At 60.9% G+C, this 25,461-nt stretch carries 25 protein-coding genes; 20 read left to right on the forward strand and 5 right to left on the reverse strand.

Annotated elements, in window-relative coordinates; genetic code table 11:
- Positions 1 to 39: 39 nt before the first annotated feature.
- The 3 genes from ABFY71_RS09215 to ABFY71_RS09225 are packed head-to-tail and all read left to right on the forward strand — an operon-like array spanning position 40 to position 3,739.
- A complete protein-coding gene (locus tag ABFY71_RS09215) occupies positions 40 to 1,551 on the forward strand; it encodes a di-heme oxidoreductase family protein (RefSeq protein WP_347945710.1) in 1,512 nt (503 codons plus the stop codon).
- Positions 1,551 to 2,645: an imelysin family protein gene (locus tag ABFY71_RS09220; RefSeq protein ID WP_347945711.1), complete on the forward strand. Its 1,095-nt coding sequence runs from the start codon at positions 1,551 to 1,553 to the stop codon at positions 2,643 to 2,645. The genes ABFY71_RS09215 and ABFY71_RS09220 overlap by 1 nt, the downstream gene beginning before the upstream one ends.
- Before the next feature lie 2 nt (positions 2,646 to 2,647).
- Positions 2,648 to 3,739 carry a DUF1513 domain-containing protein gene (locus ABFY71_RS09225; RefSeq protein WP_347945712.1) on the forward strand — a complete coding sequence of 364 codons (1,092 nt, stop codon included), beginning with the start codon at positions 2,648 to 2,650 and terminating at the stop codon, positions 3,737 to 3,739.
- A gap of 3 nt (positions 3,740 to 3,742) precedes the next feature.
- On the opposite strand, the gene ABFY71_RS09230 is transcribed toward ABFY71_RS09225, so the two are convergent.
- Positions 3,743 to 4,759, reverse strand: coding sequence for a LacI family DNA-binding transcriptional regulator (locus tag ABFY71_RS09230; RefSeq protein WP_347945714.1), 1,017 nt, complete (start codon positions 4,757 to 4,759; stop codon positions 3,743 to 3,745).
- 499 nt (positions 4,760 to 5,258) lie between these two features.
- Between ABFY71_RS09230 and ABFY71_RS09235 the strand changes: the two genes are divergently transcribed.
- The 10 genes from ABFY71_RS09235 to ABFY71_RS09280 all read left to right on the forward strand — a co-directional run bounded on the left by ABFY71_RS09235 (position 5,259) and on the right by ABFY71_RS09280 (position 16,980).
- Positions 5,259 to 6,608 carry an ABC transporter substrate-binding protein gene (locus ABFY71_RS09235; RefSeq protein ID WP_347945875.1) on the forward strand — a complete coding sequence of 450 codons (1,350 nt, stop codon included), beginning with the start codon at positions 5,259 to 5,261 and terminating at the stop codon, positions 6,606 to 6,608.
- A 94-nt stretch (positions 6,609 to 6,702) separates the two neighbouring features.
- Positions 6,703 to 7,710 (forward strand): carbohydrate ABC transporter permease, encoded by a 1,008-nt coding sequence (locus ABFY71_RS09240; RefSeq protein WP_431021525.1) that lies wholly within the window; start codon positions 6,703 to 6,705, stop codon positions 7,708 to 7,710.
- A gap of 116 nt (positions 7,711 to 7,826) precedes the next feature.
- Positions 7,827 to 8,915, forward strand: a complete 1,089-nt coding sequence (locus ABFY71_RS09245) for a carbohydrate ABC transporter permease (protein ID WP_347945876.1) — start codon at positions 7,827 to 7,829, stop codon at positions 8,913 to 8,915.
- Between the two features lie 59 nt (positions 8,916 to 8,974).
- On the forward strand, positions 8,975 to 9,979 hold the full coding sequence (locus ABFY71_RS09250; protein WP_347945717.1) for an ABC transporter ATP-binding protein: 1,005 nt from the start codon (positions 8,975 to 8,977) through the stop codon (positions 9,977 to 9,979).
- A gap of 637 nt (positions 9,980 to 10,616) precedes the next feature.
- On the forward strand, positions 10,617 to 11,879 hold the full coding sequence (locus tag ABFY71_RS09255) for an ABC transporter substrate-binding protein (protein WP_431021522.1): 1,263 nt from the start codon (positions 10,617 to 10,619) through the stop codon (positions 11,877 to 11,879).
- Positions 11,880 to 11,962: 83 nt separating this feature from the next.
- The gene (locus ABFY71_RS09260; RefSeq protein WP_347945719.1) at positions 11,963 to 12,940 is read left to right on the forward strand and encodes a carbohydrate ABC transporter permease; all 978 of its coding nucleotides are present in this window, start codon (positions 11,963 to 11,965) and stop codon (positions 12,938 to 12,940) included.
- On the forward strand, positions 12,940 to 13,785 hold the full coding sequence (locus tag ABFY71_RS09265; protein WP_347945720.1) for a carbohydrate ABC transporter permease: 846 nt from the start codon (positions 12,940 to 12,942) through the stop codon (positions 13,783 to 13,785). The genes ABFY71_RS09260 and ABFY71_RS09265 overlap by 1 nt, the downstream gene beginning before the upstream one ends.
- A 13-nt stretch (positions 13,786 to 13,798) precedes the next feature.
- On the forward strand, positions 13,799 to 14,806 hold the full coding sequence (locus ABFY71_RS09270; RefSeq protein ID WP_347945721.1) for an ABC transporter ATP-binding protein: 1,008 nt from the start codon (positions 13,799 to 13,801) through the stop codon (positions 14,804 to 14,806).
- Positions 14,807 to 14,981: 175 nt separating this feature from the next.
- On the forward strand, positions 14,982 to 15,764 hold the full coding sequence (locus tag ABFY71_RS09275; RefSeq protein WP_305578398.1) for a ThuA domain-containing protein: 783 nt from the start codon (positions 14,982 to 14,984) through the stop codon (positions 15,762 to 15,764).
- Between the two features lie 169 nt (positions 15,765 to 15,933).
- On the forward strand, positions 15,934 to 16,980 hold the full coding sequence (locus ABFY71_RS09280; RefSeq protein ID WP_347945722.1) for a Gfo/Idh/MocA family protein: 1,047 nt from the start codon (positions 15,934 to 15,936) through the stop codon (positions 16,978 to 16,980).
- A 73-nt stretch (positions 16,981 to 17,053) separates the two neighbouring features.
- Here the strand turns inward: ABFY71_RS09280 and ABFY71_RS09285 are convergent, their stop codons facing one another.
- Complete coding sequence (locus tag ABFY71_RS09285) at positions 17,054 to 17,536, reverse strand: hypothetical protein (protein WP_347945723.1); 483 nt, start codon at positions 17,534 to 17,536, stop codon at positions 17,054 to 17,056.
- A 184-nt stretch (positions 17,537 to 17,720) separates the two neighbouring features.
- Between ABFY71_RS09285 and ABFY71_RS09290 the strand changes: the two genes are divergently transcribed.
- A complete protein-coding gene (locus ABFY71_RS09290) occupies positions 17,721 to 17,975 on the forward strand; it encodes a GlsB/YeaQ/YmgE family stress response membrane protein (RefSeq protein WP_305580263.1) in 255 nt (84 codons plus the stop codon).
- A gap of 102 nt (positions 17,976 to 18,077) precedes the next feature.
- On the opposite strand, the gene ABFY71_RS09295 is transcribed toward ABFY71_RS09290, so the two are convergent.
- A complete protein-coding gene (locus ABFY71_RS09295) occupies positions 18,078 to 19,685 on the reverse strand; it encodes a bifunctional metallophosphatase/5'-nucleotidase (protein ID WP_347945725.1) in 1,608 nt (535 codons plus the stop codon).
- A gap of 304 nt (positions 19,686 to 19,989) precedes the next feature.
- Here ABFY71_RS09295 and ABFY71_RS09300 point away from each other — a divergent pair, with 304 nt between their 5' ends.
- The 3 genes from ABFY71_RS09300 to ABFY71_RS09310 all read left to right on the forward strand — a co-directional run bounded on the left by ABFY71_RS09300 (position 19,990) and on the right by ABFY71_RS09310 (position 21,797).
- Complete coding sequence (locus ABFY71_RS09300; protein ID WP_347945726.1) at positions 19,990 to 20,457, forward strand: GtrA family protein; 468 nt, start codon at positions 19,990 to 19,992, stop codon at positions 20,455 to 20,457.
- Positions 20,454 to 21,086, forward strand: a complete 633-nt coding sequence (locus tag ABFY71_RS09305) for a class I SAM-dependent methyltransferase (RefSeq protein WP_347945727.1) — start codon at positions 20,454 to 20,456, stop codon at positions 21,084 to 21,086. Before ABFY71_RS09300 ends, ABFY71_RS09305 begins: the two co-directional genes overlap by 4 nt.
- Before the next feature lie 63 nt (positions 21,087 to 21,149).
- On the forward strand, positions 21,150 to 21,797 hold the full coding sequence (locus ABFY71_RS09310) for a ThuA domain-containing protein (protein WP_347945728.1): 648 nt from the start codon (positions 21,150 to 21,152) through the stop codon (positions 21,795 to 21,797).
- Between the two features lie 147 nt (positions 21,798 to 21,944).
- Here the strand turns inward: ABFY71_RS09310 and ABFY71_RS09315 are convergent, their stop codons facing one another.
- Positions 21,945 to 22,577: an NrsF family protein gene (locus tag ABFY71_RS09315; protein WP_347945729.1), complete on the reverse strand. Its 633-nt coding sequence runs from the start codon at positions 22,575 to 22,577 to the stop codon at positions 21,945 to 21,947.
- Entirely contained in the window at positions 22,574 to 23,098 is a 525-nt protein-coding gene (locus ABFY71_RS09320; RefSeq protein WP_347945877.1) for a sigma-70 family RNA polymerase sigma factor, read from the reverse strand. The genes ABFY71_RS09315 and ABFY71_RS09320 overlap by 4 nt, the downstream gene beginning before the upstream one ends.
- Positions 23,099 to 23,293: 195 nt before the next feature.
- Between ABFY71_RS09320 and ABFY71_RS09325 the strand changes: the two genes are divergently transcribed.
- From ABFY71_RS09325 to ABFY71_RS09335, 3 genes are all read left to right on the forward strand, one after another.
- Positions 23,294 to 23,437: a hypothetical protein gene (locus ABFY71_RS09325; protein WP_347945730.1), complete on the forward strand. Its 144-nt coding sequence runs from the start codon at positions 23,294 to 23,296 to the stop codon at positions 23,435 to 23,437.
- Positions 23,438 to 23,522: 85 nt separating this feature from the next.
- On the forward strand, positions 23,523 to 24,374 hold the full coding sequence (locus ABFY71_RS09330; protein ID WP_347945731.1) for a cytochrome b/b6 domain-containing protein: 852 nt from the start codon (positions 23,523 to 23,525) through the stop codon (positions 24,372 to 24,374).
- Positions 24,371 to 25,159, forward strand: a complete 789-nt coding sequence (locus ABFY71_RS09335; RefSeq protein WP_347945732.1) for a molybdopterin-dependent oxidoreductase — start codon at positions 24,371 to 24,373, stop codon at positions 25,157 to 25,159. Before ABFY71_RS09330 ends, ABFY71_RS09335 begins: the two co-directional genes overlap by 4 nt.
- Positions 25,160 to 25,461: the final 302 nt, after the last annotated feature.

Consider the following 25,461-nt stretch of genomic DNA (forward strand, 5'->3'; position numbering starts at 1 on the left):
CTATGCTGCGGTGCGCCAAAGCCGGAAACAGGCAGAGCCATGAAAACTCGTCTCACCATTGCTCTTGTCGCCGTGCTATTCGGCGGCCTGACCCTTGCCCAGGACGGTGCGGTGCGCAGCGATCTGACGCCGGACGATCTGGCGCGGGTGCAGCGGGTAACGGCACCGACGCGCGATTTCAGCAAGGCAGAGAATTTCGAGGCCAAGCCGGCGGGCAAGGGCACGACGCGCTTTGCGGCCAATGCCGATTCCTTCAGCCATTTTCTCGACAATCTCAGCTTTGAGCAGGAAGAGCAGTTCAAGCTGGGCAATGCGTTGTTCCGCAAGATCTGGGTGAGTTCGCCCAGTTCCACCCAGGCGTCGGACGGGTTGGGGCCGCTGTTCAATGCGCGGGGCTGCCAGAGCTGCCACCTCAAGGACGGGCGCGGGCACCCGCCATTCGAAGGACAGGCGGAGAATGTCTCGATGTTCCTGCGGCTATCGGTGCCGCCGGGCGGGGACGACAGGCGGGTCGCGGTGGATGGAATTTTCGCCGATGAGGTAGGTGACCCCACCTATGGTACCCAGTTGCAGGATTTTGCCGTGCCGGGCCTGGAGGCCGAGGGCCGCATGGTGATCGATTATAGTGATCTGCCAGTGACGCTGGGCGACGGGACGGTTGTGACCCTGCGTGCGCCGCACTACACGGTGACGGACCTCAATTACGGGCCTCTGGCCGACGATGTGATGTTGTCGCCCCGCATCGCCAATCCGATGATCGGGCTGGGGCTGGTCGAGCAGGTGCCGGTCGCCGATATCCTGGCCCATGCCGATCCCGAGGATGCCGATGGCGACGGGATTTCGGGCCGGGCGAACTGGACGATCGATCCGGCCAGCCAATCGGTGCAACTCGGGCGATTTGGCTGGAAGGCCGGCCAGGCAAGCATCGCCCGCCAGTCGGCATCGGCCTTTGCTGGCGATATCGGGATAGGTTCGCCGCTGGTGAACAAGCCCTATGGTGATTGCACGGCAAAACAGGTGGAATGCCTGGCCATGCCGACCGGGGAGCAGGCGCGGCTGGGGCCTAGCGAAGCGCCCGATCCGGTGATGGAGCTCGTGACATTCTATGCGCAGACGCTGGGTGTGCCGGAGCGGCGCGACGTGGACACGCCAGCGGTGCTGGCCGGCAAGCAGGCCTTCTACGCGACGGGCTGCGCCAACTGCCACACGCCCAAATTCGTCACCAGTCGGGACGCGGAAAACCCGGCGCTCCGGTTCCAGCTGATCTGGCCCTATAGTGACTTTTTGCTGCACGATATGGGTGAAGGTCTGGCCGACCACCGGCCGGAAGGGTTGGCGGATGGCTATGAGTGGCGCACGCCGCCGCTGTGGGGCATTGGCTTGACCGAAACGGTTTCCGGGCACAGTTTTTATCTGCATGACGGGCGGGCCCGCAATCTGACCGAAGCCATTTTGTGGCACGGCGGGGAAGCACAGGCGGCGCGCGATGCGTTCGCTGCGTTGTCACCAGATGTGCGAAATGATCTTCTTGGTTTTCTGGGGTCGCTGTAATGCGCGCATTGCTGACTATCGCGACGATGGTGCTCGGGGCTGGTGTGGCACAGGGACAAATGCCGGAGCAGGCTGCGTGGGCGCCGGTGACGCCGAAAGCGGTGTTGGCCGCAGCGGTGGCCGAAGTCATTCGCCCCAATGTATTGCAGCTCGATGAAGCCAGTGGCGGGCTGGACAGGGCTATGGAAGCGCTATGCGCCATGCCATCGGCGGACAATCTGGCTATTGCCGCGGACCAATTCGGACAGGTGGTGCGTGCCTATGGAGCGATCGCCTTCCTGCGGCTGGGCCCGCTGCTGGAAGATAACCGGGCGGACCGGCTGCTGTTCTGGCCGGACCGGCGCAGTATCGGGCTCAAACAGGTGCAGGCCATTCTGGCCACCGAGGACGCTTCGGCAACCGAACTGGCGAGCCTGCAAGGCAAGAGCGTCGCCGTGCAGGGGCTGGGAGCGTTGGAATTTGTGCTGTTTGGCACCGGGGCAGAGGCGCTGAGTGCAGAGGAGGGAGCGTTTCGCTGCCGCTATGGCCAGACGATTACCGCCAATATTGCGGCGATGGCAGGCGAATTAACCCACCATTGGTATCGGCCCGACGGGATTGCCAGCCATTTGCAGACGCCTCAGCCCGACTATTCTGACTATCGCACCGAGACCGAGGCGCTGGAGGCGCTGGTGGGGCTGGTGTCGCACGGGCTGGAGGCTCTGCGCGACAAGCATTTGCTGGCCTTCATGGCCCGTGACAATGCGGCAGCGCGGCCCAAGCTGGCAGTGTTCTGGCGCTCGGATCTGACCATGGCCTATGCGCGCGCCAATATCGAGGGCATGCGCAAACTGGTCGCCGCGTCGGGGGTGGCGCGCGCTGTGAGTGAAAAGCAACAGGGGCTGGAAAACACCATTGATTTCGAGTTCCGCAATGCGATCCGGGCACTGGATCTGATTGCCCTGCCGATAGCGGCCGCGGTGGCAGATGAAAAACAGGCGGCTGCGCTCAGCTATCTGGTGCTGGTGACGGGTTCGCTGCAGTCGATCATCGGCGAACAATTGTCGGCGGCGCTGGGGCTGAGCGTGGGATTTTCCGCACTGGATGGAGACTGAACATGTGGCAGCGGCGGGCCTTTTTGCAGGCAGCAGGAGCAGGTTTTGCCGCCAGCCTGCTGCCGCGTCAGGCACTGGCGCTGGACGCGAGTGAACTGGTGTTTGCCAGTGCCGTGCAGACGGCCAATGGCAGTTATGGCGCGGTATTGCTGGGGGAAGCAGGTGAGCTGATTGCCAGCATTGCGCTGCCTGATCGTGGCCACGATGTCACCATCAGTCGGGCAGCCGGGCGCGGGGTGGTGTTCGCGCGGCAGCCGGGCACGTTTGCCGTGGTGTTTGACCCGGCCGGCAATGCCGCGCCGGTAACGCTGACCAGCAGCGCCGGGCGCCACTTCTTCGGCCATGGCGTGTTCTCGCCGGATGGCAGGCTGCTTTACGCTACCGAAAGCGATTTCGAGGCAGCGCGGGGCGTGGTGGGGATTTACGACGCCACCGATGGCTATCGACGGATGGGTGAATTTCCCACCCATGGTACGGGACCGCATGAAATGCTGCTGATGCCGGACGGGGTAAGTCTGGTGGTGGCCAATGGCGGCATCGAGACACATCCCGACTATGGTCGGGCCGAGCTCAATATCGAAACCATGGACCCTTCGGTGGTGTTCATCGACCGGCGCGACGGCACGTTGTTGGGGCAGCTGCGACTTGCGGCCGGGCTGCATCAGCTGTCGATCCGACACATGGCGATCGATGCGCGCAGCCGGGTGTGGTTCGGGTGCCAGTACAAGGGCGCGCCGAGCGAGAGCCCGCAGCTGGTGGGGCACGCCAGCATGGATGGCGAAATCGCCCTGATCGAGCTGCCAGCCGAGACGTTGGTTGATCTGCGCAACTATGTGGGTTCGGTAGCAGCGTCGACTGATGGCGCAACGATTGCGATTTCTTCGCCGCAGGGCGATCTGCTGGTGGCGATTGACGCCGCGGCGGGCCGACCCAGGTTGGTGCAGACGCTGCGTAGCGGCTGCGGGCTGGCTGCGGACGGGGATGGCTTTGTTGCCAGCAGCGGATTGGGCGAGATGATTGGCCTGGCGGGGGCCAAGCGCACGCCGCAACGCTATGATTTTCAGTTCGACAACCATTTGCTGCGGGTTGGCTAAGGCCTAGCCCGGCGCCGGACCGGTGCTTTCGCGCAGCACCAGTTCGACTGGCCAGAGCTCATGGATATCGGCGACGGGTTTGCCGCCCAGGATCTGCAGGATCAGCTCGGCGATGCGCACGCCAGCCTGGCTGATCGAGGAGCGGGTGGTGGACATGGACGGATACATGTTGTCGGCGTTGAGATAGGGGAAGACGTCGTCATGGGCGATCATGGAGACATCCTTACCCAGCACCAGACCGGCCTGGCGAATGGCGCGGAAGACACCGAGCGCTGTCATCATTGAACCGGCGAGGAAGGCGGTGGGATGAGGATCGCGTTCGAGCAGGTCATGGGCCGTGCGGAAGGCGACTTCATCACTGAATACGCCGTTGCTGACCAGGGTCGCATCGTAGGGCACACCGCGCGCCTTGAGGGCGTCGCGGTAGCCGCGCTCGCGATGCACGGCAAAGGTGCGGTCCTTGATGCCATTGAGCAGGGCAATGCGGCGGTGGCCCAGATCGAGCAGATGGCCGGTGGCGCGCTCCATGGCGCCGGCATTGTCGATATCGAGCCAAGCATGAGGCGTGCCAATATCGGTGCGGCCATGCAGCACAAAGGGGATGTTCAGCTGCAACAAGAGCTTGGCCCGTTCATCGTGCTGGGTAGGGGAGTGCAGGATGACGGCGTCAACCTTCTGGCTGGCGGCGAGACGACGATAGGCGGCGACCTCGTCCTGATAGGTCTGGACGGTGGTGACGATGATGTCGATTTCCTCTTCGGCCAGCCGGCCGCCGACGCCGCTGAGGAACTCGCTGGTATGGGGACCAAATTCGGAGGAGCCGCGCAAGACCATGCCGATGGCTCCGGCACGACCGGTGGCGAGGCGCAGGGCGTTGGCATTGGGGCGATAGCCGAGACGGGCCGCAGTCTCGGTGACGCGCAGGCGTGTCGCCTCGTTGACTTCGGGATAGCCATTGAGTGCCCGGCTGACAGTGGTTTGCGATAGGCCGAGATGTTCGGCCAAATCCTTCAGTCTCATGGTTCTTACTGGTCCCAAAGGCCGACATGACCAATGCTGACGGCAGATCCTGACATGGTTGCGCCCCTGATCGCCCTGTCTTAGGGCAGATAGGCCGCCGTTGACAGCATTTCCTATGGGCTTCTCTGTGCCCATTCAAAGCGATTTGAATATTTGATGCAAGAGGGTGGGCTTCGTTGTGGTGACGGGGCACGGGGCTCAAGGGCGAGTCCGCTGCTACGGCAGACGCCCGCCGACCGGAGGCAGCAAGCCATTGATCAGATAAGAAAAACGTCCGAAAGCATGTACTCTCCAAGGTCTGCTCCGGTTCCGGCGCTTGACAGAAAACGAGTGCTCTGGTTGTTTCCTTGTTCAAAGCGCTTTGAGATTGCCGCGAAATGACGGATCACTCGGGCGTTGGCAAGAGACGGGCCGCTGATATCGACGCCAAGGCGTCGGGGCGGTAGACTAAAGTCTCAGACTCGACTTCATTGGGAGAGAATCTATGAAAATCAATATGATGGCGACGGCAATGCTGCTTGGTGTCTCGCTGGCCGCAACGAATGTGCAGGCAGCGGATCTGATATTCCCCAAGGGCGAAGGCGCCTTCAGCTGGAGCGCGCTGGAAGAGTTCGCTGCTGCGCATGGTGATCTGGCCGGTCAGACCGTAACGGTCTGGGGTCCGTGGCGCGAAGGCGGCGACCAGGAAATGTTCCTGACCGTCATTGCCTATTTTGAAGATGCCACTGGCGCGACGGTGAAGTACGCATCCTCGGAGAACTACGAGCAGCAGGCCCAGATTGATGCGGCCGCCGGTTCGCCCGCCAATGTCACCATCCTGCCGCAGCCGGGTCTGCTGGCCGACATGGCCTCGAAGGGCTATCTCGTGCCGCTGTCGGACGAGCTCAAGGCCCGCGTCGAATCCGAACATGCTGCCGGTTCCTCATTCGTGTCGCTGGGCACCTACAAGGACGCGGCTGGCGCTGACGAATTCTATGCCATTCCCTACAAGTCCGATCTGAAGTCGCTGGTGTGGTACTCGCCCGACAACTTCGCCGATGCCGGCTATGAAGTGCCGGAGAGCTATGAAGACCTCAAGGCCCTGACCGAGCAGATGGTAGCCGATGGCAAGACGCCCTGGTGCATCGGGCTGGGTTCAGGCGGCGCGACTGGCTGGCCGGCGACCGACTGGATCGAAGACATCATGCTGCGGATCAATACGCCCGAGGATTATGATGCCTGGGTCAGCAATGACCTCAAGTTCAACGATCCCAAGGTGATTGCCGCGCTGGAAGAATTCGGCTGGTTCGCCAAGACCGAAGCCAATGTTGCCGGTGGCGTGGCTGCTGTTGGCACCACCGATTTCCGCGAAAGTCCGCTGGGCCTGTTTGCGGTGCCACCGGCCTGCTACATGCACCATCAGGCGTCGTTCATCCCATCCTTCTTCCCGGAAGGTACTGATCTGGGTGTTGATGCCGACTTCTTCTACTTCCCGGCATCGACCGAGCGTGATCTGGGTAAGCCCGTTCTGGGTGCCGGCACCCTGGCCGTGGTGACCAAGGATTCGCCAGCGGCGCAGGCGTTCATCGACTTCTTGATGAATCCGCTCTCCAACGAAATCTGGATGGCGCAATCGGGCTTTCTGTCGACGCTCAAGGCGGCCAATGTCGAGACTTATGCCAATGACACGCTCAAGGGCGAAGGCGAAATCCTGCTCAATGCGACGACGTTCCGCTTTGATGGCTCGGATTTGATGCCAGGCGCCATCGGCGCCGGCAGCTTCTGGACCGGCATGGTGGACTTCGTCGGCGGCAAGTCGGCGCAAGAAGTTGGTGATGAAATCCAGGCCAGCTGGGACGCGATCAAGTAGTCTGGCTATACTAGCTGAATGCGGGGGTCGGCGTGTGCGCCGGCCCCACAAAAAAGACTATCGGGGACAGGGAGGGCCATAAGTGGGCGATGTACTGCAGCAGTTGTTTGGTGCCGCACTGGCTATTGGCGTGGCGCTGGCCGCCTGTGTCGCCTATTTCTGGGGTACCAATTGGCTCCTCGACCGGTTCTTGAATTCAGACAATGTGGACGGCGATGCCGAGACGCGGCGCGACAGACTGCGCGACAGCATAAGGCCCTGGTTGTTCCTGCTGCCGGCGCTGTTGTTCCTGTCGGTCTATCTCGTCTACCCGGTGTTCGAGACGCTGCGGCTCAGCCTGCTCGACAAGACCGGACAGAATTTCGTTGGCTTTGCCAATTACGCCTGGGCGCTGTCGGACGGCAATTTCCAGCGCTCGATCGTGAACAACGCGATGTGGCTGATCATCGTGCCGTCACTGGCGACGGCGTTCGGACTGGTGATCGCGGTGCTTGCGGACAAGCTGTGGTGGGGCAATATTGCCAAGTCCCTGGTGTTCATGCCGATGGCAATTTCCTTCGTTGGTGCTTCGGTGATCTGGCGCTTCGTCTATGACTATCGCGGCGAAGGCGATGTGCAGATCGGCCTGCTGAACGCCATTGTCACGGGGTTCGGGCTGCCGCCGCAGGCCTGGATCACCATTCCGTTCTGGAACTCGGTGTTCCTGATGATCATTCTGGTGTGGATCCAGACCGGCTTTGCCATGGTGATCCTGTCGGCTGCGCTGCGTGGCATTCCCGAGGAATCGCTGGAGGCCGCCCGGATTGATGGCGCCAGCGATGTGCGGATATTCTTTGACATCATGATCCCGCAGATCATGGGCACCATTGTGGTGGTGTGGACCACGATCACCATTGTCGTGCTCAAGGTGTTCGACATCATTTTTGCCATGACCAATGGCCAGTGGGACACCGAAGTGCTGGCCAACCTCATGTTCAAGTGGATGTTTGTGAATTTTGACTATGGCCGGGGCTCGGCCATTGCCGTGGTGATCATGCTGGCGGTGCTGCCGATCATGATCTGGAACATTCGCCGCGCCAATGCCGAGCAGGGGACACGCTAATGACTGCTGTCACCGAATCTGCCGATCTTGATGCTGCAAAATACGAGGTGCGGCGCAAGAACTGGTTTGCCCGTATCCGGCTGGGACGGTTGCTGACCCATATCCTGCTGCTGCTGATGGTGGCGCTCTGGACGCTGCCGACGGTGGGGCTGCTGGTCTCGTCGCTGCGCGACAAGGACCAATTGGCTGTGTCTGGCTGGTGGACGGCGCTGAGTGCGTCCGAAGCACTCGGAGTGACCCGGATCGGCACGGCGGCCGAGCAGATTGCCGAAGCCGGTCACTTCGTGATCCGGGGCAACCTGTTTGGCAGCGACACCAACAAGCAGTTGGGCGGGTTTGGCCTGAGCAATGGCGAGCCAGCGGCGACAGAGCCAGGCGGCAGCATGGCGATGAAGGAGGGCGGGACCATTTCGGTGGCGGCCGATGGTGGCTTCGAGTGGACCTCCGATACCGAGTTCACCCATACGCGCGGGCCGCGCATTTTTTACCTCGCGACGATCGCCCCGCGCTTCACGCTCGACAATTACTATGAAGTGCTGACGTCCAACGGGGTGTGGCGCAGTTTTATCAACTCGTTCACCGTCACCATTCCAGCCACTATCATCCCCATTCTGATTGCGGCCTTTGCCGCCTATGCGCTGGCCTGGATGCGGTTTCCGTTTCGCGGCTTCATCGTGGCGCTGGTGGTGGGGCTGCTGGTAGTGCCGCTGCAGATGTCCCTGATTCCGCTGCTCACACTGTATAATCAGCTGGCGCAATTGTTCGGGGCCGAGGACGGAAAAACCTATCTCGGCATCTGGCTGGCTCACACCGCGTTCGGCCTGCCGCTGGCGATATATTTGCTGCGCAATTACATGGTGGGCCTGCCCAAAGAAATCATGGAATCGGCGCGCATTGACGGCGCTTCGCACTTCAAGATTTTTACTGGCATGATCCTGCCCCTGAGCTTTCCGGCGCTGGCCTCGTTCTCGATCTTCCAGTTCCTGTGGGTGTGGAACGATCTGCTGGTAGCCATGGTGTTTCTGGGTGCGCAGCAGGATCGTCTGGTGCTGACCGGCAAGCTGGTCAGCCTGCTCGGCTCGCGCGGCAATAACTGGGAAATCCTCACGGCGGGCGCGTTTATCACCATTGTGGTGCCGCTGATCGTGTTCTTTGCGCTGCAGCGCTACTTCGTGCGCGGGCTGCTGGCGGGTTCAGTTAAGTAAGTCGGGCAAGCGGCCTGCATCTGCCCCGGGCGGATCATTTGAAGAAAGAAGAGCGGATCGTGACAAACCTCAAGCTCACCGACCTCAGCAAGCGTTATGGCCAAGTCGAGGTGCTCAAGCATATCAATCTCGACATCAGATCGGGTGAGTTCATGGTGTTTGTCGGGCCATCGGGCTGCGGCAAGTCAACCCTGTTGCGCTGCATTGCCGGGCTGGAGGAAATCACCGGGGGAACGCTGGAGATCGACGGCGAGGTGGTCAATGACCGCGCGCCATCCAAGCGCGGTATCGCCATGGTGTTCCAGTCCTATGCGCTCTATCCGCATATGAGCGTGTTCGACAACATGGCCTATGCGCTCAAGATCGCCAACGCGCCCAAGGATGAGATTGAAAGCAAGGTGGCAGCCGCCGCCGAGCAGCTGCAGTTGACGCCTTATCTGCAGCGCCTGCCGGGCCAGCTTTCAGGCGGCCAGCGTCAGCGCGTGGCCATTGGCCGGGCGATTGTGCGCGACCCCAAGGTGTTCCTGTTCGACGAGCCGCTGAGTAATCTGGACGCGGCGCTGCGCGTGGCCACCCGCATCCAGATCGCCAAGCTGCACGAAGACCTGAATAAGACCACCATGATCTATGTGACCCATGATCAGGTCGAAGCGATGACGCTGGCTGACCGGATCTGCGTGCTGCGCGATGGTCGGGTCGAACAGGTCGGCACGCCGATGGACCTGTATGAGCGGCCGGAATCGCTGTTCGTGGCCAGTTTCATCGGTTCGCCGCAAATGAACCTGATCGAGGGCGATAAGGCCAAGCCCTTCGATGCCCATACCGTAGGGGTGCGCAGCGAACACATGACCGTTTCGCCCGATGGTGGCGCCTGGAGCGGCACCGTGATCCACACGGAAAATCTGGGCGCGGACAGCTATGTCTATATCGACATGGGCCAGGAAGACCCGGTGGTGGTGCGAGTGGACGGCTCGACCAAATATCGCAGTGGCGACGCCATCCACTTCTCGCCGCTGGACGACAAGATCCATCGCTTTGATGCGGGCGGCAAGCCAATCGCCTGACTGTTGACCTGATGCCGCTGGTGGACCGGACGTTCGCCGATAAGCCTTCAAGCTGGGCCAGGCAGGTGCACATGTCTGCCAGGATCGCCGCGGGAACAGCTTGGCGTTTTTTCTCGCCACCGTTCCGCTGAAGGAACTGTGAAAATCGCTCCAAGTCTCTGACAGGTCGCGTTTTCGAATAGCAAAAGTGCAGTAGCAAAAGTGGAGCCACTTCTGCTGAACACCCTCTCGCGGGTTCGTAACGTCCACCGCGATCGGCTGGATGGCAATGAACTCGACTGAAATATCAAAGCGGTTTCAAATTTTTCCATTCTATCGGGCGGCGACGCGGACGTTTTGAGGTGCGTACGTCAGCTAGATTGCTGGCTTAGCGTCTAGATCCTCGGATGCTTTTCCGTAACTCACTGAAGATAACAGATATTTCTGATCAGTCCCCAGATTCATCACGACAGGCTGCGCGTCGACGCTTGACAGAAATTCGAGGCTCTGGTTACTTTTCAGCCAAAGCGCTTTGAACGCTGGCGAGACAGCCGCGGCAGGGGGCTTTGGGAAGGGGCGGAGCGAGGCAGTCCTGAGCTGCTGGCGGTTAGCCGTGCTCTTCCCAAGACTGTTTCATTCGGGAGGATATCTAATGAAAATGAACACGCTGCTCGTTGGTCTGCTGACGAGCGTGACGCTGGTGATGGGGGCCGCACAGGCGGCCGAACTGTCCATGGTTTCGGGCGATACCGGCACGGGCCTTGAATTCCTGCGCGGCCAGCTCGACAAATTCGAAGCCGATACCGGCAATACCGTCACCATCGTGCCGATGCCGTCCTCGACCTCGGACCAGTTCGGCCAGTACCGCCTGTGGCTGGCGGCGGGCAATGCCGATATCGACGTGTACCAGACCGACGTGATCTGGGCGCCGCAACTGGCCGAGCAGTTCCTCGATCTGACCGATGCGGCCAAGGACGTTGTGGGTGAGCACTTCCCCTCGATCATTGAGTCGCAGACCGTGGATGGCCGACTGGTCGCCATGCCCGCCTTCACCGATGCGCCCGCGCTATACTACCGCAAGGATCTGCTAGAAAAGTACAACAAGACGGTGCCTACCACCTGGGATGAAATGACCGCCACTGCGCAGGAGATCATGGATGCCGAACGCGCCGCAGGCGCGGCGGACATGTACGGTTTTGTGTTTCAGGGTAACGCCTATGAAGGCCTGACCTGCGACGCGCTGGAATGGGTGGTGTCCAATGGCGGCGGCCAGATCGTGGAAGCCGATGGTACCATCTCGATCAACAACCCACAGGCTGCCGCTGCCATCGACCGTGCCGCTAGCTGGATTGGCACCATCTCGCCGGAAGGCAATCTGGCTTACCAGGAAGAGGAAAGCCGCGGCGTGTGGCAGCTCGGCAATGCCGTGTTCATGCGCAACTGGCCCTATGCCTATCAGCTGGGCAATGGCGATGACTCGGCGGTGAAGGGGCTGTTCGACGTGGCGCCACTGCCCAAGGGTGATGGCGAGGGCGCGCGTTCGGCGGCAACGCTGGGCGGCTGGAATGTTGCGGTGTCCAAATACTCTCCCGATCCGGAAGAGGCGATCAAGCTGGCCATGTACCTGTCCTCGAGCGAGGTGCAGAAAGAGCGCGCCATCATGCAGTCCAACCTGCCGACCATCGTGGCACTGTATGACGATGCCGATGTTGCCGCCGCGCAGCCGATCATCCCGAGCTGGAAAGAGGTGTTCCTGAACGCGGTGCCGCGGCCTTCGGCGCCAACCAAGGTGAAATACAACGAAGTCTCCTCGCTGTTCTGGAGCGCGGTGCATGAAACGCTGTCGGGCAATGGTTCAGCGGCTGAGAACCTTGAAGTTCTTGAAGCCGACCTGACCGAGCTCAAGGGCGAAGGCTGGTAAGTCCTCCCAGGACTGCGGGCGGACGGCAGGTCAAACTGCCGCCCGCCCCGACCGATACCAATAGCGACAGGGGAGGAGAGACGATGGCCAGCGATGCGATGGCGCCAATCACGCTGCGTGCGCCCAAGATCATTTCAGAACTGAGCAGGCAGCGGCTGGCGGCAGCGCGCTGGTTTCTGCTGCCAATGCTGGCGGCGCTCAGCGTGGTGGCGGGTTGGCCGCTGCTGCGTTCGATCTATTTCTCCTTCACCGATGCATCGCTGACCGACCTGTACGGCGCTGAGTTCATCGGTTTTGGCAATTATCTGCGTTGGACCACGCTGGCGAGCGGCAAGACGATTTATCGCGGCCTGCTGGCGGATAGCGCCTGGTGGAATGCAGTGTGGAATACGCTGCGCTTTGCCTTGTGGTCGGTGAGTTTTGAAGCGGTACTGGGCATGATTGTTGCCCTGGTGCTGAATGCCGAATTCCGCGGCCGCGGCATTGTGCGCGCCGCCATCCTGATCCCCTGGGCCATTCCGACCATTGTGTCGGCCAAGATCTGGGCCTGGATGCTGAATGACCAGTTCGGTATTCTCAACGATCTGGGCCTGCGACTGGGCCTGTTGAGCCAGAAAGTAGCCTGGACTGCCAGCGCCGATACGGCGATGCAGGCCGTGCTGATTGTCGATATCTGGAAGACCACGCCGTTTATGGCGCTGCTGATCCTGGCCGGGCTACAGATGGTGCCCAAGGATATCTACGAAGCGGCAGAGCTGGATGGGGTGCATCCGGTCAAGCAGTTCTTTGCCATCACGCTTCCCTTGGTCCGCCCCGCGCTGATGGTCGCCATCATCTTCCGCCTGCTCGATGCGCTGCGGATTTTTGACCTGATTTACGTGCTGACGCCCAATAGCGCGGCCACCAAGACCATGAGTGTGTTGGCGCGCGAGAATCTGTTCGATTTCGACAAGTTCGCCTATGGCTCGGCGATGTCGACCCTGCTGTTCCTGATCATCGCGGTATTGACCATCCTCTATATCTGGCTGGGCCAGGTGCGGTTTGACGGGGGAGATCGCTGATGGGCGCGACCTTCGATCTCTGGAAAATCGCCAAGACGGTGCTGTTCTACGCGCTGGTGGTGGTCATTGTAGTGGTGTCGGTGTTCCCGTTCTACTACGCCATTCTGACCAGCTTCAAATCGGGTACCGACATTTTCCGGGTGACCTATTGGCCGGTGTCGTTTTCGTGGGAGAATTATAGTGCGGTGCTCAATCAGGGCAGCTTTCCGCGCAATCTGCTGAACTCGGTGTTCGTGGCCACGGTCACTGTGCTGCTGGCGCTGTTCCTGGCCGTGACGGCGGCGTTCGCGCTCAGTCGCGTGCAGTTTCGCGGGCGTGGTCTGCTGTTGATGGTGATCCTGGCCGTGTCGATGTTTCCGCAGATTGCGGTGCTGGCCGGGCTGTTCGAGGTAATCCGGTTCCTTGGTATCTATAACACGCCCTGGGCGCTCATCTTCTCCTACACCATCTTCACGCTGCCGTTCACGGTGTGGGTGCTGACCACCTTCATGCGTGACCTGCCGGTCGAAATCGAGGAAGCGGCAATTGTCGATGGCGCCAGCCCCTGGGTGATCATCACCCGGGTGTTCATGCCGCTGATGTGGCCGGCGCTGGTAACCACGGGTCTGTTGGCCTTCATTGGGGCGTGGAACGAATTCCTGTTCGCGCTGACCTTCACCTCGTCGAACGAGACACGGACGGTACCGGTGGCCATTGCGCTGCTGTCGGGCGGTTCGCAATACGAAATCCCCTGGGGAATCATCATGGCCGCTTCGGTGATCGTCACCGTGCCGCTGGTGTTCCTGGTGCTGGTGTTCCAGCGCAAGATTGTCAGCGGCCTGACCGCCGGCGGCGTCAAAGGCTAAGGAGTCAACAAAAATGGCAAGCATCGAGCTGCGCAATATCCGCAAGTCCTTTGGCGTCGTCGAGGTGATCAAGGGCGTCGACCTGGAAGTCCGCAAGGGCGAGTTCATGGTGTTCGTCGGGCCTTCGGGTTGCGGCAAGTCCACGCTGCTGCGGCTGATTTCGGGGCTGGAGGATATCACCTCGGGTGACATGCTGTTTGACGGCAAGGTGGTCAATGCGCTGGCCCCATCCAAACGCGGCATTGCCATGGTATTCCAGAGCTATGCGCTGTACCCGCACATGACGGTGTACGACAATATGGCGTTCGGGCTGACGCTGGAGAAGGGCCACAACAAGGACGAGATCCGCCAGCGCGTGGAAAAGGCGGCGGAGATGTTGCAGATCACGCCGTATTTGGACCGCCTGCCCAAGCAGCTCTCGGGCGGCCAGCGGCAACGTGTGGCGATTGGCCGGGCGATCACACGCGATCCCAAGGTGTTTCTGTTTGATGAGCCGCTGAGCAATCTGGATGCGGCGCTGCGGGTGGCGACGCGGATCGAGATCGCCAAGTTGCACGAGGAGATGGACAACGTCACCATGATCTATGTGACCCATGATCAGGTCGAGGCCATGACGCTGGCAGACCGCATCTGCGTGTTGCGCGACGGGGTAATCGAACAGGTTGGCACCCCCATGGAGCTGTATGAAACGCCCAATTCGGTATTTGTGGCGGGGTTTATCGGCTCACCCAAGATGAACTTCATCGGCGGCGAACGTGCCGAGCAATTAGGTGCCCATACCGTGGGTGTCCGTGGCGAGCACCTGACCATTGTGCCCGAAAACGGTACCTGGTCGGGTAAGGTTATCCATACTGAGAATCTGGGCGCCGACAGCTATGTGTATCTCGAAATGGGTACTGAAGAGCCAGTCGTGGTCCGGCTCGACGGCGCCAATAACTACCGGAGCGGGGATGTGGTGCAGATATCGCCGATGATGGACAAGATTCACCGTTTCGACGCGGCAGGCAGACCCAGCGCCTGACATCAAAAAAACATGTGAATGGCCTCGGTAGCGGGCGTCACCGCACCGCATACGGGTTCACCCCGGCCCTGGCCGGTGTCATTCTGCGTGTGCAGGGCGGCCGGCCATCGCCAGATGACGGGACAATTCGATATTGTGCAGCGCCTCCCCGCTGCACCACAATAGGAGACTATCCATGCCAATCCGTACCCTGGTTTGGGGCGAGAATGTTCACGAGCAGAAGAACAAGATTGTCGCCGACAATTATCCCGAGGGAATGCACAATCAGATTGCCAGGCTGCTGGCCAGCGACAGCAATATCGTGACCAAGACCACGACGCTGCAGGAGCCCGAGCATGGCTGCAGTGTCGCGGCGCTGGCCGAGACCGATGTGCTGGTGTGGTGGGGGCATGCGGCCCATGGTGAGGTGGCTGACGAGATTGTCGAGCGGATCGCCCAGCGGGTGTGGGAAGGCATGGGCCTGATCGTGCTGCATTCGGCGCATTTTTCCAAGATTTTCAAGCGATTGATGGGCGCGCCCTGCGCCTTGCACTGGCGTGAGGCGGGTGAACGCGAACGGCTGTGGGTGACCACGCCGGGCCACCCGATTGCCAAGGGGCTGCCGGCCTATTTCGAGTTGGAAATGGAAGAAATGTATGGTGAGCCGTTCAGTGTGCCCGAGCCGCTGGAAACGGTGTTTGTCAGCTGGTTCCAGGGTGGGGAGGTGTTCCGCAGCGGGCTGACCTATCGCCGGGGTGCGGGCAATATCTTCTACTTCCGTCCGGGCCACGAGACCTACCCGACCTATCACGACGACACTGTCGGCCTGGTGCTGCGCAATGCGGTGAACTGGGCCTATAATGCCAGCCAGCACCCCGAACTGCTCGATGCGCCCAATAGGCCGGTGGAGGACGCGCTGGAAAAGATCGAAGAGCGCGGCCCCAAGCTGCATCATGGCCGTGAGGAAGGGTTCCGGTAGGGGGACTTCGCTTTTCCCTGGTCGCACCCACGGTGACGCCCGGCGCAGGTCGAGGTGCACCCCGGGTGGTGTCGCAGGGACGGATTTCAGGATGGATTGCGGCCTGCGCCGGAATGACATCGGTTATTTTGAACATGGGGGCCGCTGGCACCCGACAGGAATTACGAATATGCGTCTGCTGATTTTGGGTACGGGGGGCATGGCCAATACACATGCCAAGCATTTTGCCGCCATTGACGGGGTGACCCTGGTCGGCGGGGTCGATGTCGACCCGGCGCGCGTGGACGCTTTCAACCAGGTGCACGGGATCGAACGCGGCTTTGGCTCGCTGGATGCGGCAATCGCCTGGGGCCAGTTCGATGCGATAGCCAATGTCACCCCCGATTCCATCCACCATCCGACGACGATGGCGGCGCTGCGTGCCGGCAAGCATGTGTTCTGCGAAAAGCCGCTGGCAACCGACCACGCCAAGGCGATGGAAATGACCGAACTGGCCGAACAGATGGGTCTGATCAATATGGTCAATTTGACCTATCGCAATGTCAGTCAACTCCAAAAGGCGCGCGAGATCGTGCAATCGGGCGCGGTGGGCAAGGTCAAGCATTTCGAGGCGAGCTATCTGCAGAGCTGGCTGGTGAGCAAGGCGTGGGGCGACTGGCGCACTGAAAGCCAGTGGCTGTGGCGGCTGAGCAAAAAGCACGGCTCCAATGGCGTGCTGGGTGATATTGGCGTGCATATTCTGGACTTTGCTGCCTATGGCGCGGGCAGTGATTTTTCCAAGGTGTTCTGCCGGCTCGAAACCTTCGACAAGGCCGAGAACGACCGCATCGGCGAATATGATCTGGACGCCAATGACAGCTTTGCCATGACGGCGCAGCTGGAGAACGGCGCGCTGGGCGTGATCCATGCCACCCGCTGGGCAACCGGGCATTTCAATGAATTGCGCCTGCGTGTCTATGGAGAACTGGGGTCGGTCGAGGTGCAGCACCGGCACGACTGGAGCAAGCTGTTCACCTGCCTGGGCGACGATGCGGAAACCGGCACCTGGACCGAGGTGGCGGTGGAGCCGGTGCCGACGAATTACATGCGTTTTGTCGAGGCGGTCCGCAGCGGCAAGAATCTCGAGCCAAGCTTCCGACACGCCACGGCCATCCAGAAAGTGCTCGATCTGGCGACGATGACGGATCGGGACCGGGTTGAGCTGGTGGTTAGCTGACCGCGCTTGGCAAGATCGGCAGGCGACAAAAACCCCGGCGCAAGGCCGGAGTTTCTCGTTCAGTCGGGATCGCTTAGCTGCGGTCGTCGACATAGACGGTGGCGGCGCCATCGGCAGCGCTCTGGACAGCAACCACGTCCGCGGACGTATAGCCTTCAGCTTCGAGCTTCGCCTTGATGGCGGCATTGCCGTCAATATTGGCATGCAAGCTGGTCATCGCCTCAGCATTGGCCGAGATGGCACTATCGAGATCGGCGCCTTCTGTTGCGGCATCGCCGGACAGCGAGGACAGCAGTACGATGGTGACCTTGGATTCGTCAGTGACGGCGCTCAAATCGGTGTCAGTGGCGCCGAAAATGGCAGCAGTAACCGAATTGAAGCTGCTATTGATGGCGTCGGCGCCCGCTGCTGCGTTGACAGCGGCGTCACCGGCTGGGGTTTCAACGTTGACGCCTGCGCCGACATCGGTGCCGGCTGCTGCATCCTGCGCCAAGGCGGGAAGTGCACTGGCGGACATCAGGACAGCGATGGTCGTTGCGAGAAGGGTGTTGTTCATTTGGTCTCTCCTAAGCTGGGTAATGCCCCCCACTTGGACAGCCAACTAACGAGACGATGCCGACATGGTTGCAGTCAAAGTGATCACAATCAAGAAAAAGAAGTCGACCTTTTTGACGCGTCATGCATCTTGTAACCCATTGGTCGCGTTCTCATTTAAATAACAAAGCAAACAGGAGCGTCGCATGGGAGTACTCTGGGCCATTATCATCGGATTTCTGGCGGGACTGATCGCCAAGTGGATCACGCCGGGCGACAACAAGCCGAGCGGCTTCATTCTGACCACGGTGCTGGGCATTGTCGGTTCGGTGCTGGCCACCTGGCTATGGCAGCAGATCAGCGGCGCTGGTCCCAGTGACGGCGTCAATTTCCTCAGCGGGATCATTGGCGCTGTGATTATCCTGTTGGCCTGGAGCCAGATCGCGCGGCGGACATCGTAATTCAGTTGTCCCGGACGGCCGCCGCCCCAGGGCGACGCGCCGAAGCTATACATGCAAAAAAAGGGCGCCCCATGGGCGCCCTTCGTGGTTTTGGCCTGAGTGTTACTTGATCGCGGTGATGCGGCCATCGGTGTAGGGCGTGTATTCACCGCCCTGCTTGGCGATGTAGTCAGCCACCACCTGTTCCAGCGGCGGGCCGAAGTCGTAGGGGTTGTCGCCTTCGGCGAAAGTGCCATAGCCGTCGCCGCCGCCGCGCACGTAGTTGTTGGTGGCGATGGTGTAGGTGGCGGCTTCGTCGATTGGCACCCAGCTGTCGGCTTCGCCCTTGACCAGTACGTCGCTGACACGGCTGCCGGCAGGCTGCTTCAGATCAAACGCATATTTGAGGCCTGCGACCTGGGCAAAGCGACCGGCACCGTTCTCGATGTCGCTGACGCCGTTTTCGAGGGCGTCGATAACGTCGGCACCACTGATCTGCACAGTGGCCAATGTGTTGGAGAAGGGCAGTACGGTGAGCACGTCTCCCATGGTGATTTCACCGGGGTCGATGGAGGCGCGGATGCCGCCGCCATTCTGGAAGGCGATGGTGGCACCTTGATCGGCGACACGGTCGAGAATGGCGTCAGCGAGCAGATTACCCATCGAGCATTCCATGACGCGGCAGACTTCGCGGGACCCTTCGAGTTTTTCGGTGGTGCTGCCGATGACCGTACTGGTCATTTCCTCGATGGGGCCGAGTAGAGTGGCGAGCTGGGTCTTGAAGTCCGCATTGGCCTCGACTGCAGCATCGATCAGGAAAGGCTCGCCCTCGGCCTTGGTCACCACGCCATTATCATCCCAGGTGATGGCGATATCGCCCAGATACTTGCCATACTGGTTGGCCTGCACCACGGGGACTTCAACGCCTTCAGGGTTGGTTACCATGGTTGGGTAAGGCCCGGCGGCGCCCTCGGCGGTGTTGGAGAGCAGGGTATGGCTGTGGCCGCCGACGATGACGTCGACCAAGGGCAGTGCTGCGGCAACATCCATGTCGACCGTGTAGCCGATGTGGCTGAGCAGGATGATTTTGTTGACCCCCGCGGCATCGAGGGCCTCGGAGGCGCCACGGACGTACTGGATCACGTCGGTGAATTCGACGTTCGGCCCTGGCGAGGCGATTTCAGGCGTATCCTCGGTGGTCGCACCGATGATGCCGATCTTTTCGCCGCCGATCTCGATGACAAAGGAACCCTTGATCTTGCCGCGCAGGTTTTCATCGCGGCTGACGTCAAAATTGCCGCCAATGATGGGAAATTCTGCCGCGTCGATGAATTTCATGAACTCTTCGGGGCCATCATCGAATTCGTGATTGCCGGTGGCGACCACGTCGAAGCCCATCTGGTTGAAGAAGTCGGAGACCACCTTGGACTTGTAGGTGGTGTAGTAGAGCGAGCCCTGGAAGTTGTCGCCGGCCGAGAGCAGCAGCGTATTGCCATCGGCATATTTGGCGCGGGTGTCGTCGATGATGGTCTTGAGGCGGGCAATGCCGCCGAAGCATTCGCCGGCCGCATCGCTCTCGGCACTGCAGTTGGAATCGCTGTTGGTGATGGGATCAAAGCGGGAGTGGAAATCGTTGATATGGAGGATATTCAGCGTGAAGTCCGCATGGGCTGCACTGGAAAAACCAGCACAGAGGGTGAGCGCTGTGGCGCTGAGGAGTAGTCTTTTCATCCCTGCATCCTTTGTTAGCTTGACGGTTCAATCCCGCGGGTGGTCCGCGCCCAGGTCCATCAGGATGAGATCCCATGAGCCAGCGCGGTCCGGCCACGTCGAACGATGAGTTAACCAGTCTTTTGTGACGGTGAGAAGTGGACCTTTTGGTCAAAACAAACGTGGTGGACTCGCAGCGGGTGTTCAGCGAAGCTCAACCATCAGATAAAATAGGCATATCGAGCCCGGAGTGGTAAGAGCCCGGAAAGGCCGGGCGGCTAGCATGTGCCGGAATGACCTTCATAGCTGACCCAGGATTGCCGTTTTGAGCGCCGCCCTTACCAATTTGATGCGTAGCGTACCCATGCCCGAAACCGGACCGCAGCGCCTCAATTGGGGCGGGTTGTTGCGGTTCGTCGCTATCGGATCATCGGGCGCGATTGGTTTTATCGCCCTCAGTAGTCTGACGATGGCTCTGCCAACCGGGCTGGAGAACTCGGTGATCAACGGGCTTTGCTATGCCGTATTCATCCTGCCGATCTACCTGCTGCATCGACGGTTCAGTTTTCAGTCCGACGCATCCCATCGCAGTGCATTGCCCCGCTATCTCGCCGTGCAGGCGAGCGCCCTGATGCTGGCGACGTTGTTTGGTTATGTGTTGTACGGGGTGCTGGCCATGCCGCCAGTGATGGCATCCACCCTGGTGATAGGGCTGACCTCGGGCGTCAATTATCTGCTGCTGCGCAGCTGGGCGTTTGCGCGGCATCATATTGTTGCCGGGGTGCCGGCGTGATTGGGCAGGCGGGCAAGGCGCTGCTCAACCATGTGCATGGCGGGCTGATTTTCAAACGGCGGGTAGCAGTGCTGGCGGGAGCGTTGGCGCAGGCCATGCCGCAGGGTGGTCGCGTGCTCGATCTGGGGTGCGGCGATGGCCAGGTGGCAATGGCCCTGATGGCGTTGCGGCCAGACCTCAAGGTGGAGGGTGTGGACGTACTGGTGCGACCGGTGACCCATATTCCGGTAACGCAGTATGACGGGGTGACGCTACCCTTTGCCGATGGCAGTTTTGACTATGTCTCCATCGTCGATGTGCTGCACCACACCGATGATCCTGCCGCAGTGCTGGCGGAGGCGGCGCGGGTGAGCCGGCTTGGCGTGGTGGTAAAGGATCACCTGCGCGAGGGCTGGCTGGCAGGGGCGACATTGCGCCTGATGGACTGGGTCGGCAATCGTGGGCACGACGTTCGACTGCCCTACAATTATCTGGATCGACAGGAGTGGAATGCGGCATTTTCGCATGCCCGCCTGGGGGTGGCTGACCGGCAAAACCGTTTGGGGCTGTATCCGGTGCCGCTCAACTGGGTATTTGAACGCCAGCTGCATTTCGTGATGCGGCTGCACAGATTGCCCGCGATTGCGTAACGGGGTTTCAATACCAGTTCAGTCAGGTATTCTGCGCGACGTCTGATTTGTGGAGTGCGCGGCATGAAGAGTGCTTTGATTGTCTATGGCGGCTGGTCTGGCCATGAACCGGAAGAATGTGCAGCCATTTATCGGCGCTGGCTGCATGAGGATGGATACTCGGTGCGTACGGCTACCGAAACCAGCGCCTTTGCCGATCCGTCCATTCACGAGTTGTCATTGATCGTGCCCATTTTCACGATGAGCAAGATTGAAAAAGACGAGCTCGAGAACCTGACCAAGGCGGTCGAGGGCGGCGTGGGCTTGGCTGGCCATCACGGGGGCATGAGCGACGCGTTCCGCGACGCCGTGGACTATCAGTTCATGGTGGGCGGGCAGTGGGTGGCCCATCCGGGCAATATCATCGACTACACCGTGGACGTGGCCGATCCGCTCGATCCGATTATGGCGGGGATCAAGTCGTTCGCCTACAGGTCAGAGCAGTATTACATGCATGTTGACCCTTCCAACCAGGTGCTGGCGACCACAACGTTCAGCGGTGAGCACGCCTCGTGGATTGAAGGGGTTGTGATGCCGGTGGCCTGGAAGCGCATGCATGGCAAGGGGAGAGTGTTCCACTCGACACTGGGGCATGTGGCCAAGGAATTCGAAGTGCGAGAAATGGCGACCATGATGCGGCGCGGCATGAACTGGGCGGCACGGGACGAGTAAACGGCGACGGCCAGCATTGGCTGGGAAACCAGTCAACCCCGATCGTCACCCTCGGGCCGGACCCGAGGGGCACTCACTTTCGGCACGTTTTGCAGGTGCAGAGCCCTTGGCGACACAAGCCCGAGGGTCACGCCCGGTGGATGGGGCCTACCACCTTAGCAAAAATCGCCCCAGTCCCGTCCCGATCATCCCGACCATCACAATGCCCAGCGTGTACCAGAGCGCCAGAAACATCATGCCGGTTTCGGCGCAGGCGAAGGCATAGACCCAAGCGCCAGTGCCGCCAGCCATGATGCCGGCGGCAAAGCCGGCAAGGGCGGGGTTGCGTGGCGCCAAACGCCGCAAGGCCAGCAGGGCGCCGAACAGCACGGGCAGCGACAATAGCGGGATGTAGGTCAGGGCGCGCAAGATGGACGAGCCCATGATCAGTGGCATCATGTCATCGGCGCGAGCGAGCTGGATGACCGCAAGGATCAGGAGGGCGCCCAGCAGGCCTATGGCGGTCAGCCAGGGCCAGCGCGTGCGCCCATCGGGGCGGGCCAGCACCAGCGTCGCCGCAAGCCCGAGCAGCGCCAGCGCCAGCGTGTAGCCGAACTTGGTCCAGTAGACCAAGGTGGTGGTGGCCGTTTCCATGTCCGGCCGCATACCGAGCAGCATCAGCATGGTGACGACCGCGACAATGCCGCTCAAGAGCAGGGCGCCCAACAGCAGGCGCTGCAAGGCCCTGGGGCGGACGGGCTTGAGATCGTCGGCAAGGCGGCTAATGAGGTCGTCGGTCATTTTTGACCTCCCGCAAAGCGCGTGGCCAGCGCCTTGAGGCCGCGATGGATGGATACCTTGGCGGCAGTCTCGGTCATGCCGTGTGCCGCGGCGGCTTCGGCAATAGAAGCGCCGTCGATCTTCGTGCGCCGGATAAGATCGCCGGTGCGGGCGGGAATGGTATCGAGAACGACATTCAAATCTCGTTTTGCCAGTGCATCGGCGCTGTCATCATGGGCGAAAATGGGCGCGTCGTCCTCGAGCGGCACGGTCAGCCGGATCGACTGGCGACGGACATGGTCGACAAATTTGTGGTGGGCCACGGCATGCAGCCAGGCGGTACAGGGGCGAGTGCGGTCATAGGTCATGCGGCGAGTATGGATGGCGAGCAGGGTTTCTTGCACGAGGTCCTCCGCGTGCGCGGCAAAGGCGGGCGTGAGACGCCGGGTGAAATAGGGCCGCAGATGGCGACTGAGCTCGGCCAGCAGCGTGCGATAGGCGGCAGCGTCCCCGTCCAGTGCCGCGATCATCAGGCCTCGCAACCGCGTCTCGATCAAAGCAGTGTCCATCGTCGCATCATTCGCTCCCTGCGGCGTTATGGTTACAGGGCGGCGTAGAATTTTGGAACGCCCTATTGGTGTTCACGAACGCGTGATGAGGTAACCCCGTTCAAGGTCTCCACGAATGGCAGGACATCACCGCGCCAACGGGGCGTGGCACCATTCCGGAGACAGATCATGACGTTTGCGCATCGCAGCCTTTCGCTTTCAGCCTTGACGGTAGCCACCTTCGCTGTCGCCCTGGTGTCGAACAGTTTCGCCCAGGACGCCATGGCCACTGACGCCATGGCCACCGACGCAATGGCGCCAGCAAAACCATAACAATTTCGTGTTAAACGTCATTTGCTCCGCCCGCACCCGTTACGCATAGTGTGGGGCAGTTGGTGCGGGATCGATTGGGGAAAAGATGAGCGACACCACAGCAGCAGAAACGGCCAACACGGGCCCGCTGATCTATCGCCAATCGATCTGGACGCGGACGACCCACTGGATCTGGGCGATCTGTCTGTTTTTCCTGCTGTTGAGCGGGTTGCAGATCTTCAATGCGCATCCGGCGCTCTATATCGGCCAGCAATCGGGGTTTGAGTTCGAGAACGCCATCCTGGAAATCGGGGCATTCAATACACCCGATGGCCCGCGTGGGCGCACGACGATTTTTGGCCAGCAGTTTGACACCACCGGCGTGCTGGGGATGAGCGGATCGGCGGAACGGCCCAGCTTTGTCGGCTTTCCCGCCGCCGTGACGATCCCGTCATTCCGCGATCTGGGTACCGGAAGGGTGATCCACTTCTTTTTTGCCTGGCTGTTTGTGGGCACCATGTTCGTGTGGTTTCTCGCGAGCTTCATCAACGGCCATATCAAGCGCGACATCCTGGTGCGACCGGTCGACCTCAAGGGGGTGCCGCGCGACGTAGCCGAGCATGCGACGCTGAAGTTCAAGCATGGGCGCAGCTATGGCCCGCTGCAGCGCATCGCCTATTTCGGGGTGTTCTTCATATTGTTCCCGCTGATCGTCCTGACCGGCCTGACCATGAGCCCGGGGATGAATGCTGCATGGCCCTGGCTGCTGGATCTGTTTGGCGGGCGGCAGACGGCGCGTACCATCCATTTCGGCGTCATGCTGCTGCTGGTGACCTTCTTTGTGGTGCACATCATCATGGTGCTGGCGGCTGGCCCCATCAACGCGCTGCGCTCGATGATCACCGGGTGGTATCGCGCCAGCCCAGGCACGCCGAGCAGTGAAGGAGACAGGCCATGAGCGGCATCATCACACGGCGCAATTTTCTGCGCAGTTCGGCGCTGGCCGGGACGGGCCTGGTGCTGGCGGGCTGCGACCAGTTCGATTTCCTCGGTTCACGGGACAACCCGGTCCGCCAGGCGATGGAGCGGGCCAATGTGCTGACCTACCGGGCGCAGCGGGCGTTGATCGGTGACCAGACGCTGGCGCGGACCTATGCCGCCAGCGAGATCCGACAGGGGCAGCGCCCCAATGGATCAACCGATCCGACGACGCCGGAATACATGTTTCTGCGCGCGCAGGACTTCGCCAGCTACACGCTCAAGGTTACCGGCATGGTGGAGCGACCGCTGGAGTTTACGCTGGCCGAGTTGCGCAATATGCCGTCGCGCAGCCAGATTACCCGACATGACTGCGTGGAAGGCTGGAGTTGCATTGCCAAATGGACCGGGACGCCGTTGGGACCGATCCTCGACATGGCGCGGGTGCAACAGGGCGCGCGCTTTGCCGTCTATCACTGCTTTGACAATATCCAGCGCACGCTGACCGGGGACATTCTCTATTATGAGAGTTCGGATCTGGTGGATGCCTATCATCCGCAGACGCTGCTGAGCTATGGGCTGAACGATCAGGTGCTGCCGGTGGCCAATGGCGCGCCGGTACGGCTGCGCATTGAGCGGGCGCTGGGCTACAAGCAGCCGAAATATCTGCACACCATCGAACTGGTGGATGACCTGTCAGCATTCGGCAAGGGCAAGGGGGGCTATTGGCCCGATCTGGGCTATGACTGGTATGGGGGGATTTGAGGGTCTCTCTCTGCCTTTAGCGCCTGCCGACATTGCTCTTCCGGGCCTTTCTCCCGCTTGAGGGAAGGTTGAGGAAGGTGGCCGCAGCTCCGGCGCGATAGGCTTTCGAGCCCCCTGATCTGCCCTTCGAACAGCTTCTTTCGCACGAGACAAGGAAGAACGCAGACCCGCCATGCAGTGACGCACGGCGAATTGCCTTGCTATTTCAGGCTCCTTGCCCCATATCAGCGGCATCGTCACCGGCGCATGGACCTTCACGGGATCCGCTGGCGCCAGAATTGTGGTGACGGACTTCACTTCTT

The organism is Devosia alba, assembly GCF_039938915.1.
Lineage (GTDB): Bacteria > Pseudomonadota > Alphaproteobacteria > Rhizobiales > Devosiaceae > Devosia > Devosia alba.

Bases quoted from the DNA above. Each gene is read 5' to 3' on its own strand.
- ABFY71_RS09215 (WP_347945710.1), top strand. From the start codon at position 40: ATGAAAACTCGTCTCACCATTGCTCTTGTCGCCGTGCTATTCGGCGGC.
- ABFY71_RS09220 (WP_347945711.1), top strand. From the start codon at position 1,551: ATGCGCGCATTGCTGACTATCGCGACGATGGTGCTCGGGGCTGGTGTG.
- ABFY71_RS09225 (WP_347945712.1), top strand. From the start codon at position 2,648: ATGTGGCAGCGGCGGGCCTTTTTGCAGGCAGCAGGAGCAGGTTTTGCC.
- ABFY71_RS09230 (WP_347945714.1), bottom strand. From the start codon at position 4,759: ATGAGACTGAAGGATTTGGCCGAACATCTCGGCCTATCGCAAACCACT.
- ABFY71_RS09235 (WP_347945875.1), top strand. From the start codon at position 5,259: ATGGCGACGGCAATGCTGCTTGGTGTCTCGCTGGCCGCAACGAATGTG.
- ABFY71_RS09245 (WP_347945876.1), top strand. From the start codon at position 7,827: ATGGTGGCGCTCTGGACGCTGCCGACGGTGGGGCTGCTGGTCTCGTCG.
- ABFY71_RS09255 (WP_431021522.1), top strand. From the start codon at position 10,617: ATGAACACGCTGCTCGTTGGTCTGCTGACGAGCGTGACGCTGGTGATG.
- ABFY71_RS09260 (WP_347945719.1), top strand. From the start codon at position 11,963: ATGGCCAGCGATGCGATGGCGCCAATCACGCTGCGTGCGCCCAAGATC.
- ABFY71_RS09265 (WP_347945720.1), top strand. From the start codon at position 12,940: ATGGGCGCGACCTTCGATCTCTGGAAAATCGCCAAGACGGTGCTGTTC.
- ABFY71_RS09270 (WP_347945721.1), top strand. From the start codon at position 13,799: ATGGCAAGCATCGAGCTGCGCAATATCCGCAAGTCCTTTGGCGTCGTC.
- ABFY71_RS09275 (WP_305578398.1), top strand. From the start codon at position 14,982: ATGCCAATCCGTACCCTGGTTTGGGGCGAGAATGTTCACGAGCAGAAG.
- ABFY71_RS09280 (WP_347945722.1), top strand. From the start codon at position 15,934: ATGCGTCTGCTGATTTTGGGTACGGGGGGCATGGCCAATACACATGCC.
- ABFY71_RS09285 (WP_347945723.1), bottom strand. From the start codon at position 17,536: ATGAACAACACCCTTCTCGCAACGACCATCGCTGTCCTGATGTCCGCC.
- ABFY71_RS09290 (WP_305580263.1), top strand. From the start codon at position 17,721: ATGGGAGTACTCTGGGCCATTATCATCGGATTTCTGGCGGGACTGATC.
- ABFY71_RS09295 (WP_347945725.1), bottom strand. From the start codon at position 19,685: ATGAAAAGACTACTCCTCAGCGCCACAGCGCTCACCCTCTGTGCTGGT.
- ABFY71_RS09310 (WP_347945728.1), top strand. From the start codon at position 21,150: ATGAAGAGTGCTTTGATTGTCTATGGCGGCTGGTCTGGCCATGAACCG.
- ABFY71_RS09315 (WP_347945729.1), bottom strand. From the start codon at position 22,577: ATGACCGACGACCTCATTAGCCGCCTTGCCGACGATCTCAAGCCCGTC.
- ABFY71_RS09325 (WP_347945730.1), top strand. From the start codon at position 23,294: ATGACGTTTGCGCATCGCAGCCTTTCGCTTTCAGCCTTGACGGTAGCC.
- ABFY71_RS09330 (WP_347945731.1), top strand. From the start codon at position 23,523: ATGAGCGACACCACAGCAGCAGAAACGGCCAACACGGGCCCGCTGATC.
- ABFY71_RS09335 (WP_347945732.1), top strand. From the start codon at position 24,371: ATGAGCGGCATCATCACACGGCGCAATTTTCTGCGCAGTTCGGCGCTG.